Source organism: Erwinia sp. CGal63, assembly GCF_037026505.1.
Classification (GTDB): domain Bacteria; phylum Pseudomonadota; class Gammaproteobacteria; order Enterobacterales; family Enterobacteriaceae; genus Erwinia.
In genome coordinates this window covers 96,092-110,868 of record NZ_JAKUMN010000002.1, presented here as the reverse complement: position 1 = coordinate 110,868, position 14,777 = coordinate 96,092, and the positions used below count along the sequence as shown (strand labels likewise).

Sequence of the window (14,777 nt, the reverse complement as noted above, 5' to 3'; positions counted from 1 at the left end):
CCCGGGATGGCCTGAGCAGATAACCGCTTTGCATAACAGGCAATAATATGAAGTACGGGCGGGTGATTGCAACTCCGGAACGGCCGTTACGCCGCGAAAATCACTCAATTAAGCGGCCAGACAACAACGCCGGACGCTTTTTGCGCGCCTGGAAAAAGGGCCGATCTCTTAAGTGTCTGACATTTCGTCACCCTTTCAGGATCTTTGTTCCAAATCAAAAACCAGGCAGTTAAAACACAGGAAAACACAACATATAGTCATTATTATGCCACGCTACATCTACATATAGATAGGGTACAGGGATTAGCTATGGCCTCAATAGTCATTAAACGGGACGGCTGCCGCGCGCCTTTTGAAGAAACACGCATTCTGGAGGCGATAAAAGGCGCGGCCAGAGCGGCCAATATTCAGGATGAAGATTATTGCGAGCGGGTTACCGAAAAGATTTGCCTGCAGCTGACGCAGGAAGAAGTCGATATTCACGTTATTCAGAATACCGTTGAGAACGCGCTGATGGCCGGACGCTATCCCGAGCTGGCCCGAACCTATATTGAGTATCGCCACGATCGCGATATCGCACGCGAACTGCGCGGCAAGCTGAACAAAGAGATTCGCGGCCTGATCGAGCAGAGCAATCCGGCGCTGCTGAATGAAAACGCCAACAAAGACAGCAAGGTGATCCCTACCCAGCGCGACCTGCTGGCCGGTATCGTGGCCAAACACTACGCCACCCAGCATATTTTGCCGCGTGACGTAGTCAGAGCGCACGAGCGCGGCGAAATTCACTATCACGATCTCGACTATTCGCCCTTCTTCCCGATGTTCAACTGCATGCTGATCGATCTTAAAGGAATGCTGACCAAAGGCTTTAAGATGGGCAACGCAGAGATAGAGCCGCCCAAATCGATCTCGACCGCCACCGCCGTCACCGCGCAGATTATCGCCCAGGTCGCCAGCCATATTTATGGCGGCACCACCATCAACCGCATTGACGAAGTGCTGGCGCCTTTTGTAGAGGCGAGTCTGGAAAAGCATCGGCAGACGGCGCGCAAATGGCAGATCGCCGACGAAGAAGCCTACGCGCTGAGCTGCACCGAGAAAGAGTGTTTCGACGCTTTCCAGTCGCTGGAGTATGAGGTAAACACGCTGCACACCGCCAACGGCCAGACGCCTTTCGTCACCTTCGGCTTTGGTCTTGGCACCAGCTGGGCCGCGCGGCTGGTACAGCAGTCTATCCTGCGCAACCGTATCGCCGGGCTGGGCAAAAATCATAAAACCGCTGTCTTTCCTAAGCTGGTGTTCGCCATTAAAGAAGGCCTGAACCGCTCGCCGGGCGACGCCAACTACGATATCAAACAGCTGGCGCTGGAGTGCGCCAGCAAGCGCATGTATCCCGATATTCTGAATTACGAGCAGGTGGTCAAAGTGACCGGCTCGTTTAAAACGCCAATGGGCTGCCGCAGCTTCCTGGGCGTATGGGAAGAGAACGGCGAACAGATCCATGAAGGACGCAACAATATCGGCGTGATTAGCCTGAATCTGCCGCGTATCGCGCTGGAAGCGAACGGCAACGAGCCGCGCTTCTGGGATCTGCTGGATCAGCGTCTGCGCCTGGCGAAAAAGGCGCTGATGACCCGTATTGCCCGGCTGGAAAACGTTAAGGCGCGCGTGGCGCCGATCCTCTATATGGAAGGCGCCTGCGGCGTGCGGCTGAAGGCGGATGACAACGTCGCGGAGATTTTCCGCCACGGCCGCGCCTCTATTTCGCTGGGCTATATCGGCATCCATGAAACCATTAATGCGCTGAGCGGCGGCGAAAGGCATCTCTACGATGATGCGGCGCTGCGGCAGAAGGCGCTGGCGATCGTCAGCCGTCTGCGTGAAGCGGTCGACAGCTGGAAAGAGGAAACCGGCTACGGCTTCAGCCTCTACAGCACGCCGAGCGAAAACCTGTGCGATCGCTTCTGCCGTCTTGATCGCGCGACATTCGGCGTGATTAAGGGCGTTACCGATAAAGGCTATTACACCAACAGCTTCCATCTGGACGTGGAGAAGAAGGTAAATCCCTTTGATAAGATCGATTTCGAAGCGGCCTATCCGCCGCTGGCCAACGGCGGTTTTATCTGTTACGGCGAATATCCCAATATCCAGCACAACCTGAAAGCGCTGGAGGATGTCTGGGACTACAGCTATAGCTGCGTGCCTTACTACGGTACCAATACGCCTATCGACGAGTGCTATGAGTGCGGCTATACCGGCGAATTCGACTGCACCAGCAAAGGCTTTGCCTGTCCGAAGTGCGGCAACCACGATCCCGAACGGGTTTCCGTCACCCGCCGCGTTTGCGGCTATCTGGGCAGTCCGGATGCACGCCCTTTCAACGCCGGCAAGCAGGAAGAGGTGAAGCGCCGCGTTAAGCATTTGGGCGCCGGGCAGCTGGGGTGAATATCCATCAATATTACCCGGTCGATATCGTCAACGGGCCGGGGACGCGCTGTACGCTGTTTGTGGCCGGCTGCGAGCATCAGTGCGTCGGCTGCTATAACAAAAGCACCTGGCGGCTGAACTCCGGTCATCCTTTTACGCTGCAGATGGAAGAGCAGCTGATTGCCGATCTCAACGACAGGCGCATTCCGCGCCAGGGCCTGTCGCTGTCGGGCGGCGATCCGCTTCATCCGGCTAACGTTCCCGATATTTTCCGGCTGGTAAAACGGGTGCGCCGCGACTGTCCGGGCAAAGATATCTGGCTCTGGACAGGCTATCGCCTCGCGGAGCTGAGCGACGAGCAGCGGCGCGTGGTGGATCTGCTTGATGTGCTGGTGGATGGCAAATTCGTCCGGGCGCTTAAGGATCCGGCGCTGCTCTGGCGAGGAAGCAGCAACCAGATTATTCACTATCTGCGCTGAGAGCCGCGCGGTATCTCCGCTGATTCGATAATGGTTACTTCACGCTGCGCCGGTGAAAAAGCCTCATGCAGCATCGCTGCGGCAACGTCCTGCGCGGCGACGGCACGCCAGTTGCCCGGCAGCAGGCAAAACAGCGGCGCCGCCAGCGATTCGCCAGCGCGGCTGTGCTCTCTTTCTCCCAGCAGCAGCGACGGCCGAATCAGCGTCAGTCGTGGCCAGCCCTGTTTTTTCAGCGCGTTTTCCATTTCGCCTTTTACCCGGCTGTAGAAAAAAGGCGAATGCACGCCTGCGCCATGCGCGCTGACCACCAGCAAATGCTTCGCGCCGAGCCGCTGCCCGGCAATGGCGGTATCCACCACCAGCGTATAGTCAACGTGGATAAACGCTTCTTTACTGCCCGCTTCGCGTCGCGTGGTGCCCAGGCAGCAGAAGACAATATCCAGCGGCGTTTGCAGCGGGCCAAGCACATCCGTCAGATCGGCTTCCACCAGATTCGTTACCTTGTTCATCTCCGGCAGCTTACGCCTGGTGGGCGCGATGATTTCGCTGACGCGCGGATCCGCGATCAGCAGACGCAGCAGATGTTGGCCAATCAGCCCGGTCGCACCGGTAATCAATACCCGACTCATGCCTCTCTCCTTTTTTACTGAGTTTAGCCTGCACCGCGCGGCGCGGCGGCTTAACTTGCCGTTTAATCAGCGACATGCAGTGCGATAATTTAGCACGCCTTGATTTTTCAGTATTTTCAACCAGGCTTAACTGACTTCACAATAATAACCGGAGGAAAAGATGAGCAAGAAGATTGCAGTCCTGATCACTGATGAATTCGAAGACTCCGAATTTACTTCGCCAGCCGAAGCCTATAGCAAAGCTGGCCACCAGGTTGTGACGATTGATAAAAAAGCGGGCGTGACCGTTACCGGCAAGCAGGGCAAAGTGCAGGTGAAGATTGATAAAGATATCGATCACGTCAGCCCGGATGATTTTGACGCGCTGCTGCTGCCAGGCGGTCATTCGCCGGATAGCCTGCGCGGCGACGATCGCTTCGTGAACTTCACCAAAGCTTTTGTGGAATCCGGCAAGCCGATTTTCGCTATTTGTCACGGCCCGCAGCTGCTGATCAGCGCCAACGCCACGCGAGGCCGTAAGATGACCTCGGTGAAAGCTATTGCGATCGATCTGAAAAACGCGGGTGCCGATTTCTACGACAAAGAAGTGGTCGTGGATAACGATAAGCTGGTAACAAGCCGTACGCCGGACGATTTGCCCGCCTTTAACCGTGAATCACTGCGCATTCTCGAAACCGCTTAACGCGGCGGCATAGTCTGAGGCCAGGTTCGCCTGGCCTTTGTTTTATCTGCTTTCCGGCGATCGCTGCCACACCAGCTTTTTACCGAACCCCAGCGCGTTATCCACCATTTTCAGTTCGCTGACGACAATCTCCCAGATGGGCGCCGAAGCCGCCGCCGCAACCGGGAAGCGTTTGATATAAGCCCTGCGCGCCGCCGCTTCTTCTTCGCCTGCAAGCAGCCTGACTTCACCGGCATACTGTACGCCTTTAATCAGCATGACCGATTTGGGCTGTCCGCTAATGGTGCCCGCTACCCGCGGATCGCTGGCGAACTGGCCGCCGTGACGTGTTTTCTCTTCCGTCATCAGCCAGAAAGCGACTTTTTGAGCATTGAAAACGTAAAAGCAGTTGGCGCACCAGACGGGATCGCCGCCGCAGACGGCGAGCACGTGCTGCTTTTGCAGATAGCGGGAGATAGCCTGGAGCGGCTCCGGTTCAGACATTAAAATTTTCCTGTGGATCCGCGCGGCAAAAAGTCTTTAACGGCGGGTGAGAGCTGATAAACTTCCGGCCATAATCAATCACTCGCAATAGTTTATGACGATCCAGGCCTGGCATCTTTATATTGTGCAGACCGCCAGCGGCGCGCTCTATACCGGCATCACCAACGATGTCGCACGGCGCTTTAAGCAACATCAGGCGGGGACGGGCGCGAAAGCGCTGCGCGGCAAAGGCCCGCTGGCGCTGCTGTTTCACTGCGAGGCCGGCGACCGCTCCAGCGCGTCGAAGCTGGAGTACCGCATCAAGCAGCTGAGAAGGCAGGAGAAAATCAGGCTGGTTGCGCACCAGCCTGTCTCGCTTGAAGCCTGGCTGAACGATCTTAATCGCGGTTAAAGGGCGCCGCGTAGTCGATATAACCTTCCACGCCCTCGAAAGCGTCGTCCGCCAGCTTGTAGACCTGAAAAGCCGCTTCAGAGCCCTGCCAGCGGCAGCGCAGCTGATGGCGAGCGGCCGGTTCGAAGCCGTAGCGTCCGAAATAGGCGGGATCGCCCAATACCACTACGGCGGCGTAGCCAAACTCGTTTAGCGTATCCAGCCCTTCATAGATCAGCTGCTTGCCCAACTGCTGGCCGCGCACGCTTTCATCCACCGCCAGCGGCGCCAGGCCAACCCACTGCTTATCTTCGCCGTTCAGCGTGACCGGGCTGAAGGCCGCATATCCCAATACCTGCCCTTCATCATCAGTGGCGACGACGCCCAGCGTCAGTAAGCCATCCTCGCGAAGCTGCTGCACCAGTTCCGCCTCTGCGGAGCCAGGAAAGCTGCGGCGTAACAGGCTGTCTATGCTGGCCGCATCAACGCCGATTTCCGTACGAATTAACATGATATACCTGCGCGATCTGCTGTGGCAGCCGCGTCCTCTGTCAGTCCTGCCTCAATGAAGTCAGCCAGCTGCATAAGTCCGGCACGCAGCGGCTTCGGCATAGTCTCAAGCTCGATAGCATCCATCAGATTTTTTACCTCCAGCCCCAGCTCGGTGTCGCCTTCGATCACCAGCCGTCGCTGGAAAAACAGCGTATCGGGATCGCGCCGCCGTGCCGCCACCAATACCAGGTCGTTGACGTCGCCGCGAAACCAGACATCCGCTTCCGCCCGATCGGCTACCCGCAGCACGCCCTGCTCTACGGTGGTTGTCCAGCGCAGCCCCAGGTCGCGAATTTCGATCCCTAACCAGTGTCCCTGCAAAAAGTCTAACTCACCTTCCGCCAGAGCATGACGAAATTGCCAGCTCAGCAGCTGCTGCAAAAAATGTTTTTTAACCGCAAAAGGGGCAAATTGCAGCGGCAACTGCAGCCACTGCGGCCCTTTACGAACCAGCTGCGCGCGTAACGGGTTCAGCACTATTATCACTCCTTCAGATAAAATTTCAGCTATTTTGCCATACTGCAGAATTTCATCAGGCAGTTGGATCAACAAAGTGGACGAACTACGGCGCGTTATTAGTAATATTTTTCAGCTTCATTGCGCTTTTCACTGCCCTGCATCAAAAAAACCCGTAGTGGAGGAGACTATATTTATGTGTTCTTTTGCTTACGGGATCCCCTATGGAACTGCTTTGTCCTGCCGGTAATCTGCCGGCGCTAAAGGCGGCCATCGACAGCGGTGCGGATGCTGTCTATGTCGGACTAAAAGATGATACCAACGCCCGCCATTTTGCCGGACTCAACTTCACGGCGAAACGTCTGGAAGAAGCCGCCAGCTACGTTCATCAGCATAGACGTAAACTGCATGTTGCGATCAACACTTTCGCTCATCCCAACGGTTATCAGCGCTGGGAACAGGCGATAGACAGCGCCGCCGGCGCCGGCGTGGACGCGCTGATTCTGGCCGATATCGCTATGCTGGAGTATGCCGCCACCCGCTATCCCCATATTGAGCGACACGTCTCCGTACAGGCTTCGGCCACCAACGCCGAGGCGATAAAATTTTATCAGCGCCATTTCGACGTCGCCCGCGTGGTGCTGCCGCGCGTGCTCTCTGTTCATCAGGTTCGCCAGCTCGCCCGCACCTCAGCCGTGCCGCTGGAGGTTTTCGCCTTTGGCAGCCTATGCATTATGGCTGAAGGCCGCTGCTATCTCTCTTCGTGGCTGACCGGCGAATCGCCCAATACCGTCGGCGCCTGTTCGCCAGCCCGTTTCGTACGCTGGCAGCAAACGCCGCAGGGACTGGAATCGCGGCTGAACGATGTGCTGATCGATCGTTACGAGGCGCACGACAACGCCGGCTATCCGACCTTGTGCAAGGGCCGCTATAAGGTGGAGGAAACCCGCTATCACGCTCTGGAAGAGCCTACCAGCCTGAATACCCTGGCGCTGCTGCCCGAGCTGCTGGCGATGAATATCGCCTCGGTGAAGATCGAAGGTCGCCAGCGCAGCCCGGCCTATGTGCAGCAGGTGACGCAGATCTGGCGGCAGGCTATCGATCGCTGCCTGGCCGATCCGCAAAACTTTGCCGTGCAGCAAAACTGGATGTCCGCGCTCAGCGCGCTTAGCGAAGGCACGCAAACCACGCTGGGCGCCTATCACCGTCAATGGCAGTAGGAAAAACCATGAAGTATGCGTTAGGGCCGGTGCTCTGGTACTGGCCGAAAGAAGATCTGCAGGCGTTTTATCAGGCGGCGGCCAAAAGCCAGGCCGATATTATCTATCTGGGCGAAGCGGTATGCAGTAAACGCCGCGCCACAAAGTTTGCCGACTGGATGGCGCTGGCGAAAGCGCTGGCTGATGCAGGCAAGCAGGTAGCGCTGAGCACGCTGGCGCTGGTCGAGTCGCCTTCAGAGCTCACCGAGCTGAAGCGCTACGTCGATAACGGCGAGTTTCTGATTGAGGCTAATGATATGGGCACGGTCAATATGGCTGCCGAAGCGGGGCTGCCTTTCGTCGCCGGACACGCGCTGAACTGCTATAACGGTATGACGCTGCGCCTGCTGCACAAGCTGGGCATGGTGCGCTGGTGTATGCCGGTAGAGCTGTCGCGCGACTGGCTATGCGCGCTGCTGGAGCAGTGCGAGCAGCTGGGTATTCGTGGCCGCTTTGAGGTTGAAGTGTTAGGTTATGGCTACCTGCCGCTGGCGCTCTCCGCCCGCTGTTTCACCGCCCGCGCCGAAAATCGCAGCAAGGATGAATGCCAGACCTGCTGCATCCACTATCCCCACGGCAGAGCGGTTCGCTCGCAGGAAAATCAGCAGGTGTTCGTGCTCAACGGCATTCAGACCATGAGCGGCTACTGTTATAACCTGGGCAACGATCTGCACGCCATGCACGATATCGTCGATATTGTGCGGCTTTCTCCGCAGGGAGTTGAAACGCTGGCAGTGATTGAGGCCTTCCGCGCTAATGAAGCGGGTCAGGCGCCGCTGTCGCTGCTCGATCGCCAGCACTGCAACGGCTACTGGCGGAAGATGGCTGGCCTGGCGCTGGTGGAGTAAAACGCAGTCGGGCAGGAAGCCCGCTGTTATTGCCGAATAATCGCCGCCAGATTTGTCCTTACAGAGTTATACTTACCTTTCTTTTTCGCATCGCCCGACCGGCGGGTAAAGTGCTGCAAATTGCCAATCCGCTTACCCAAAGATCGCTTAGGCTGTGTATTTGCGCAGGCGCGTAGCCTGGAAATAAAGTGAGCGATTATGTCTGATAAAAAAACTGCCTCTCTGTCCGTGCTCGATCTCGCCCCTATCCCTCAGGGCGCTACCGCGCGTGACGCGTTTCATACTTCGCTGGCGATGGCGCAGCAGGCGGAGAAACTGGGTTTTAACCGTTACTGGCTGGCCGAGCACCACAACATGACCGGCATCGCCAGCGCGGCAACCTCGGTGCTAATCGGCTATCTGGCCGCTAATACGTCGACGCTGCGTCTTGGTTCTGGCGGCGTGATGCTGCCGAATCATGCGCCGCTGGTGATCGCCGAGCAGTTCGGCACGCTGGAATCGCTCTATCCGGGGCGAATCGATTTAGGTCTGGGCCGCGCGCCAGGCTCCGATCAGCGCACTATGATGGCGCTGCGTCGTCATATGGGCGGCCACGTGGATAATTTCCCTTCCGATGTAGCGGAGATGATCGCCTGGTTTGATGCGGAAGCGGGTTCACAGCCTGCCGTCCAGCCGGTGCCGGGACTCGGCCTCAAAATTCCGGTGTGGCTGCTTGGCTCCAGCCTTTACAGCGCGCAGCTCGCCGCTAAGCTTGGCCTGCCCTTCGCTTTCGCCTCGCACTTCGCGCCAGATATGCTGTTCCAGGCGCTGCATCTTTATCGCGAAAACTTTAAGCCTTCGGCCCGACTGGCGCAGCCTCATGCGATGGTGTGCGTCAACGTGGTGGCGGCAGAGAGCGAACGCGACGCCCGCTTCCTGTTTACCTCTATGCAGCAGCAGTTCATTAACCTGCGCCGCGGCCAGCCCGGCCCGCTGCCTGCGCCGGTAGAGAACATGGATAATCTGTGGTCGCCTTCTGAACAGTATGGCGTGCAGCAGGCGTTGAGCATGTCGATTGTCGGCGACGTGGATAAAGTGCGTCATGGCCTGGCCTCGCTGATGCGGGAAACTCAGGCTGATGAGATTATGATCAACGGCCAAATTTTTGATAAAGAAGCACGTCTGCGCTCTTTTGCACTGGCAATGGAAGCTTATCAATCGCTGTAGCAGCCGTTACTGAATCACAGGCATAAAAAAACCAGCCCGAAGGCTGGTTTTTTATTTAGCAGTCAGTGATTAAGCATCACGACGACGGGTTGGCGCAGCGCCGTCTTCACGACGCGGGCCGCGACCGTCACGGCTGAAGCCGCCGCCACGACGCTCACCGCCGCGATCGTTGCTGAAGCGACGACCGCCTTCACGGCCACCTTCGCTACGAGCGCCAGCGAAACCGCCACGACCAGCGCCGCCGCCACGGCGTTCACCGCCGCGATCGTTGCTGCGAGGCTGCGCATCACCGATCAGCTGCATGTTCATCGGCTTGTTCAGAATACGCGTGCGGGTGAAGTGAGACAGAATATCGCCCGGCATGCCTTTTGGCAGCTCAATGGTAGAGTGCGTGCCAAACAGCTTGATGTTGCCGATGTAGCGGCTGCTGATGTCGCCTTCGTTAGCGATAGCGCCAACGATATGACGAACTTCAACGCCATCATCACGACCCACTTCAATGCGGTAAACTTCCATATCGCCAACGTCACGACGTTCACGACGTGGGCGATCGCCATCACGGCTTTCGCGCGGGCCACGATCCGGACGGTCGCCACGGCGGTCGTCACGATCTTTGAACTCACGACGTGGACGTGGAGCCGGATCGGCAGGCACGATCAGCGGACGTTCGCCCTGCGCCATTTTCAGCAGTGCGGCGGCCAGCGTTTCCATATCCAGCTCTTCTTCCGGCTGCAGCTTGTTCAGCAGCGCACGGTAGAGATCCAGATCGCTGCTTTCCAGCTGCTGCTGAACTTTAGCAGCGAACTTAGCCAGGCGACGCTGACCCAGCAGCTCTGCGTTTGGCAGCTCTACTTCAGGAATAGTCAGCTTCATGGTGCGTTCGATGTTGCGCAGCAGACGACGCTCGCGGTTCTCAACGAACAGCAGCGCGCGGCCAGCACGACCAGCACGACCGGTACGACCGATACGGTGAACGTAAGATTCGGCATCCATTGGGATGTCGTAGTTAACAACCAGGCTGATACGCTCAACGTCCAGACCGCGAGCGGCAACGTCGGTGGCAATCAGGATATCCAGACGACCATCTTTCAGGCGTTCCAGAGTCTGCTCACGCAGCGCCTGGTTCATATCGCCGTTCAGTGCCGCGCTGTTATAGCCGCTACGCTCCAGCGCTTCGGCCACTTCCAGCGTCGCGTTTTTGGTACGAACGAAGATAATCGCCGCATCAAAATCTTCCGATTCCAGGAAGCGCACCAGCGCGTCGGTCTTACGACCATAAGCAGTCCAGTAGCTCTGGCTGATGTCAGGACGCGTGGTCAGGCTTGACTGGATACGCACTTCCTGCGGATCTTTCATAAAGCGTTTGGTGATACGGCGAATCGCTTCCGGCATGGTCGCAGAGAACAGCGCGGTCTGATGACCTTCCGGGATCTGCGCCATGATGGTTTCAACGTCTTCGATGAAGCCCATACGCAGCATTTCGTCAGCTTCGTCCAGCACCAGGCCGCGCAGGTTAGAAAGGTCTAACGTGCCGCGCTTCAGGTGGTCCAGCAGACGGCCAGGCGTACCCACAACAACCTGTGGGCCCTGACGCAGGGCGCGCAACTGTACGTCGTAACGCTGGCCGCCGTAAAGGGCCACTACGTTAAGACCACGCATGTGTTTAGAGAATTCAGTTACGGCTTCCGCAACCTGAACCGCCAACTCACGAGTTGGTGCCAGCACCAGAATCTGCGGCGCTTTCAGGTTGCTGTCAATGTTGTTCAGCAGGGGCAGCGAGAACGCTGCGGTTTTGCCACTACCGGTCTGTGCCATACCCAATACATCACGGCCCGCCAGCAGGTGAGGAATACACTCAGCCTGGATCGGAGAAGGCTTTACATAGCCCATGCCGTTAAGTGATTCGAGAATGGATTCGTTCAGACCCAGGTCAGCAAAAGTGGTTTCAATATCAGTCATGTAGTACAAGTGCCTCTTAGATTGCGGCGGCCAGTCTACATAACTCGTCGTGAAAACATTCAGTCATTTTCATCAAAAAGTGTGAACCGGCTCAAATTAGTGGTTTCGACGAACAAGAAAGCCCTCACCCGTGAAGATGATGACATTTCAAAAATCAGGACAAAAAAAGTTCGTCAGCTATTGCTGGTCAGATTCTGATAAATCGTCTTGTGTCTGGCCGAGTAGCGCCAGCTCCAACAATGCGTATCGGTGCTCAACAAAGTTATGGACGTTGTTGGCAACCGTCAGCTTGAACAACGCTTCTGCGTTGTCCTTCTCCCCCAGACTTAGGTAGTGCTTACCTAAATAGAAGTTGGTTTCACTGAGATGTTCAGCGAGCGAGGTGTTATCCGTTGCGTCCGCCTTGAGCCGCTCCATCAGCGTGGATTCGCTGATATGGCCCAGGTAGAACTCGACAATATTCCATCCCCATTGGTCTCTTACCGCCTTATCGTAACGCTGTTTCAGCGCCACTTCTGCCTTGTCGGCGCCGATCTCGCGTTCATCGAGATAGAGCCACAGGCTGCGGAAAGGATCGTTAGGATCGTCTTGATAAAACGCCAGCAGATCATCTTGCGCCAGTTTAAATCTTCCACCGTAGTAGAGTGCGATACCGCGATTTAAACGCGCGTAATTGTAAGTTGGATCAAGCTCAAGTACAGAATCAAACGCTTCGTAAGCGGCATCAAAGTTGCCCGCTTGCGTCAAATATATGCCTAAGTAATTGAATACTTCCGGCATATCCGGTCTGACAGACAGCGCTTGTGAAAAATCATTCCGCGCCAGTGCTCTCAAACCTAAACTATCATACAACACTCCGCGCTCATATAACAGCTGTGCGCGTTCATCATCGGTCAGTGCCCGACTGGCAAGTATTTGTTCCATGCGCGCCAGGATGACTTCCTGCTGCAACGTAGGCTGTAGCGGAACAGCCAAAACCTCGTTGTTACGCCAATTCGGGTTGCTGCATCCTGCCAGCGTAATAGCTGTCGCAACGAAACACCAGCGCAAAAAAGGCTTCATTTCCCACTCCCGAATACAAACAATGGGATGACTATCCTCTCATCCGCCTGCCGTGCACAAGGTGTCGTCCTGTCCTCGCGATGAAACTGCTCTCCGCGTCGCCACGGAGAGCCTGGTATGCTGCTTATTCTGCAGAAGCTTCTGGCGCAGGCGCGGCTGCCGCTTCCGGCTCGACCGCTTCCTTGATGCTCAGGCGCACGCGGCCCTGACGATCAACTTCCAGTACCTTCACCGGCACTTCCTGACCCATCTGCAGATAGTCGGTCACTTTCTCAACGCGCTTGTCGGCGATTTGAGAAATGTGTACCAGACCTTCTTTACCGCCGCCGATAGCCACGAAGGCGCCGAAGTCCACGATGCGGGTCACTTTACCGTTGTAGATACGGCCCACTTCGATTTCCGCGGTGATCTCTTCGATACGACGAATAGCGAATTTCGCTTTATCGCCGTCGGTCGCTGCGATTTTCACGGTACCATCATCTTCGATTTCGATGGTGGTGCCGGTTTCTTCCGTCAGCGCGCGGATCACAGAACCGCCTTTACCGATCACGTCCTTGATTTTATCCTGACTGATCTTAATGGTGTGGATGCGCGGAGCAAACTCGGAGATATCGCCACGCGGCGTGCTGATAGCCTGTTCCATCACGCTCAGGATGTGCAGACGCGCGCCCTTAGCCTGATTCAGCGCTACCTGCATGATTTCGCGGGTGATGCCTTCGATTTTGATGTCCATCTGCAGCGCGGTGATGCCTTCGCGGCTACCGGCTACTTTAAAGTCCATATCGCCCAGGTGATCTTCGTCGCCCAGGATATCGGACAGGACGACAAAGTTCTCTTCGTCCTTAACCAGACCCATCGCGATACCGGCTACGGCCGCTTTAATCGGCACGCCCGCATCCATCAGCGCCAGAGAAGCGCCGCAAACGGAGGCCATTGACGATGAACCGTTGGATTCGGTGATTTCAGACACTACGCGCACGGTGTACGGGAAAGCGTCGCCTTTCGGCATCACGGCCAGCACGCCGCGCTTCGCCAGACGACCGTGACCAATTTCACGACGCTTCGGCGAACCCACCATGCCGGTTTCACCGACAGAGTATGGAGGGAAGTTGTAGTGGAACAGGAAGTTGTCGGTACGTTCGCCCATCAACTCGTCCAGATTCTGCGCGTCACGCGCGGTACCCAGCGTGGCCGTTACCAGCGCCTGAGTTTCACCACGAGTAAACAGCGCGGAACCGTGGGTGCGCGGCAGTACGCCGGTGCGTACGTCCAGACCACGGATCATATCTTTTTCACGACCGTCGATACGCGGTTCGCCACGCAGGATGCGGCTACGCACTACGTTCTTTTCCAGACCGTGCAGGATGTCGCTGATTTCGCCTTCGTCCAGGCTTTCGTCTTCCGCCAGCAGCGCCGCTGTGGTTTCAGATTTGATCACGTCAACCTGAGCGTAACGCTCCTGTTTTTCAGTGATGCGGTACGCGTCGCTCAGGCGGCTTTCTGCCAGCGCAGCGATACGGCTGTGCAGGGCTTCGTTGACCGCTTCTGGCTGCCAGTCCCAGCGCGGTTTGCCGGCTTCAGCGACCAGCGCTTTAATATTTTCGATAACAATCTGCTGCTGCTCATGGCCGAACACCACGGCGCCCAGCATCTGATCTTCGCTCAGCAGTTCCGCTTCGGACTCTACCATCAGCACGGCGCCTTCGGTACCGGCGACAACCAGGTCCAGCTTGCTCTCTTTCAGCTCGTCGGAAGTTGGGTTCAGCACGTACTGGTCATTGATATAACCTACGCGAGCGGAACCGATTGGGCCGTTGAAAGGAATACCTGACAGGCTCAGCGCGGCAGAAGCGCCGATCATCGCAACGATATCCGGGTTAACCTGCGGGTTAACGGAAACTACGGTAGCGATAACCTGTACTTCATTGACGAAGCCTTCCGGGAACAGCGGACGAACCGGGCGGTCAATCAGACGCGCAATCAGGGTTTCGCCTTCGCTTGGACGGCCTTCGCGGCGGAAGAAGCTGCCCGGAATACGACCGGCAGCGTAGGTACGCTCCTGGTAGTTAACGGTCAGTGGGAAGAAGTCCTGGCCTGGCTTGGCTTTTTTCTGGCCTACCACGGTCACGAAGACAGCGGTATCGTCCATGCTGACCATAACGGCAGCGGTAGCCTGACGAGCCATCATACCGGTTTCAAGCGTGACGGTATGCTGACCATACTGGAATTTTTTTACGATCGGATTCAGCAAAATTATGTCCTTTACGTTCCTGGCAAGGTGTGGCCCTGCCGTGAATCACCAATCTTCTTTGCATCCTCGCGACTAATGACAACCCTAATCCCTTATGGGACAAAGCCTCTCATT

At 56.7% G+C, this 14,777-nt stretch carries 15 protein-coding genes; 7 read left to right on the top strand and 8 right to left on the bottom strand.

The genetic code is table 11. The features are described 5' to 3' along the window. Positions 1-309: 309 nt before the first annotated feature. Positions 310-2,445 carry an anaerobic ribonucleoside-triphosphate reductase gene (gene nrdD, locus MKZ79_RS09270; protein WP_336141487.1) on the top strand — a complete coding sequence of 712 codons (2,136 nt, stop codon included), beginning with the start codon at positions 310-312 and terminating at the stop codon, positions 2,443-2,445. Continuing rightward, entirely contained in the window at positions 2,442-2,906 is a 465-nt protein-coding gene (gene nrdG, locus MKZ79_RS09265) for an anaerobic ribonucleoside-triphosphate reductase-activating protein (protein WP_336141485.1), read from the top strand. The genes nrdD and nrdG overlap by 4 nt, the downstream gene beginning before the upstream one ends. On the opposite strand, the gene MKZ79_RS09260 is transcribed toward nrdG, so the two are convergent. Beyond that, a complete protein-coding gene (locus tag MKZ79_RS09260; protein ID WP_336141484.1) occupies positions 2,894-3,535 on the bottom strand; it encodes an NAD-dependent epimerase/dehydratase family protein in 642 nt (213 codons plus the stop codon). The two genes, nrdG and MKZ79_RS09260, sit on opposite strands and share 13 nt — an antisense overlap. A gap of 160 nt (positions 3,536-3,695) precedes the next feature. Between MKZ79_RS09260 and MKZ79_RS09255 the strand changes: the two genes are divergently transcribed. After that, positions 3,696-4,217: a type 1 glutamine amidotransferase domain-containing protein gene (locus MKZ79_RS09255; RefSeq protein WP_336141483.1), complete on the top strand. Its 522-nt coding sequence runs from the start codon at positions 3,696-3,698 to the stop codon at positions 4,215-4,217. 42 nt (positions 4,218-4,259) lie between these two features. Here MKZ79_RS09255 and MKZ79_RS09250 read toward each other — a convergent pair whose 3' ends face one another. Further along, a complete protein-coding gene (locus MKZ79_RS09250) occupies positions 4,260-4,700 on the bottom strand; it encodes a YhbP family protein (RefSeq protein ID WP_336141482.1) in 441 nt (146 codons plus the stop codon). Between the two features lie 94 nt (positions 4,701-4,794). On the opposite strand from MKZ79_RS09250, the gene MKZ79_RS09245 reads away from it, so the two are divergent. Then, positions 4,795-5,091, top strand: coding sequence for a GIY-YIG nuclease family protein (locus tag MKZ79_RS09245; RefSeq protein WP_336141480.1), 297 nt, complete (start codon positions 4,795-4,797; stop codon positions 5,089-5,091). Here the strand turns inward: MKZ79_RS09245 and MKZ79_RS09240 are convergent. Beyond that, positions 5,078-5,581 (bottom strand): GNAT family N-acetyltransferase, encoded by a 504-nt coding sequence (locus tag MKZ79_RS09240; RefSeq protein ID WP_336141479.1) that lies wholly within the window; start codon positions 5,579-5,581, stop codon positions 5,078-5,080. The genes MKZ79_RS09245 and MKZ79_RS09240 overlap by 14 nt on opposite strands. Continuing rightward, a complete protein-coding gene (gene ubiT / locus MKZ79_RS09235; RefSeq protein WP_336141478.1) occupies positions 5,575-6,099 on the bottom strand; it encodes a ubiquinone anaerobic biosynthesis accessory factor UbiT in 525 nt (174 codons plus the stop codon). The genes MKZ79_RS09240 and ubiT overlap by 7 nt, the downstream gene beginning before the upstream one ends. 203 nt (positions 6,100-6,302) lie before the next feature. On the opposite strand from ubiT, the gene ubiU reads away from it, so the two are divergent. The 3 genes from ubiU to MKZ79_RS09220 all read left to right on the top strand — a co-directional run bounded on the left by ubiU (position 6,303) and on the right by MKZ79_RS09220 (position 9,391). After that, positions 6,303-7,298 carry a ubiquinone anaerobic biosynthesis protein UbiU gene (ubiU, locus tag MKZ79_RS09230; RefSeq protein ID WP_336141477.1) on the top strand — a complete coding sequence of 332 codons (996 nt, stop codon included), beginning with the start codon at positions 6,303-6,305 and terminating at the stop codon, positions 7,296-7,298. Between the two features lie 8 nt (positions 7,299-7,306). Then, on the top strand, positions 7,307-8,185 hold the full coding sequence (locus MKZ79_RS09225; RefSeq protein WP_336141476.1) for a U32 family peptidase: 879 nt from the start codon (positions 7,307-7,309) through the stop codon (positions 8,183-8,185). Between the two features lie 198 nt (positions 8,186-8,383). Beyond that, positions 8,384-9,391 (top strand): luciferase-like monooxygenase, encoded by a 1,008-nt coding sequence (locus MKZ79_RS09220; RefSeq protein WP_336141475.1) that lies wholly within the window; start codon positions 8,384-8,386, stop codon positions 9,389-9,391. A 69-nt stretch (positions 9,392-9,460) separates the two neighbouring features. Here MKZ79_RS09220 and MKZ79_RS09215 read toward each other — a convergent pair whose 3' ends face one another. The 4 genes from MKZ79_RS09215 to pnp form a co-directional block, all read right to left on the bottom strand. Further along, positions 9,461-11,350, bottom strand: a complete 1,890-nt coding sequence (locus MKZ79_RS09215; protein ID WP_336141474.1) for a DEAD/DEAH family ATP-dependent RNA helicase — start codon at positions 11,348-11,350, stop codon at positions 9,461-9,463. A 16-nt stretch (positions 11,351-11,366) separates the two neighbouring features. Continuing rightward, complete coding sequence (yrbN, locus tag MKZ79_RS21235) at positions 11,367-11,423, bottom strand: protein YrbN (RefSeq protein ID WP_106382000.1); 57 nt, start codon at positions 11,421-11,423, stop codon at positions 11,367-11,369. A 104-nt stretch (positions 11,424-11,527) separates the two neighbouring features. Further along, complete coding sequence (gene nlpI / locus MKZ79_RS09210; protein WP_336141473.1) at positions 11,528-12,412, bottom strand: lipoprotein NlpI; 885 nt, start codon at positions 12,410-12,412, stop codon at positions 11,528-11,530. A gap of 124 nt (positions 12,413-12,536) precedes the next feature. Further along, positions 12,537-14,663: a polyribonucleotide nucleotidyltransferase gene (gene pnp, locus MKZ79_RS09205; RefSeq protein ID WP_336141472.1), complete on the bottom strand. Its 2,127-nt coding sequence runs from the start codon at positions 14,661-14,663 to the stop codon at positions 12,537-12,539. Positions 14,664-14,777 lie beyond the last annotated feature (114 nt).

Coding starts and splice junctions, on each gene's coding strand:
- MKZ79_RS09220 (WP_336141475.1), top strand. CDS start 8,384: ATGTCTGATAAAAAAACTGCCTCTCTGTCCGTGCTCGATCTCGCCCCT.
- ubiU (WP_336141477.1), top strand. CDS start 6,303: ATGGAACTGCTTTGTCCTGCCGGTAATCTGCCGGCGCTAAAGGCGGCC.
- MKZ79_RS09225 (WP_336141476.1), top strand. CDS start 7,307: ATGAAGTATGCGTTAGGGCCGGTGCTCTGGTACTGGCCGAAAGAAGAT.
- MKZ79_RS09250 (WP_336141482.1), bottom strand. CDS start 4,700: ATGTCTGAACCGGAGCCGCTCCAGGCTATCTCCCGCTATCTGCAAAAG.
- MKZ79_RS09260 (WP_336141484.1), bottom strand. CDS start 3,535: ATGAGTCGGGTATTGATTACCGGTGCGACCGGGCTGATTGGCCAACAT.
- MKZ79_RS09215 (WP_336141474.1), bottom strand. CDS start 11,350: ATGACTGATATTGAAACCACTTTTGCTGACCTGGGTCTGAACGAATCC.
- MKZ79_RS09245 (WP_336141480.1), top strand. CDS start 4,795: ATGACGATCCAGGCCTGGCATCTTTATATTGTGCAGACCGCCAGCGGC.
- MKZ79_RS09240 (WP_336141479.1), bottom strand. CDS start 5,581: ATGTTAATTCGTACGGAAATCGGCGTTGATGCGGCCAGCATAGACAGC.
- nlpI (WP_336141473.1), bottom strand. CDS start 12,412: ATGAAGCCTTTTTTGCGCTGGTGTTTCGTTGCGACAGCTATTACGCTG.
- nrdD (WP_336141487.1), top strand. CDS start 310: ATGGCCTCAATAGTCATTAAACGGGACGGCTGCCGCGCGCCTTTTGAA.
- MKZ79_RS09255 (WP_336141483.1), top strand. CDS start 3,696: ATGAGCAAGAAGATTGCAGTCCTGATCACTGATGAATTCGAAGACTCC.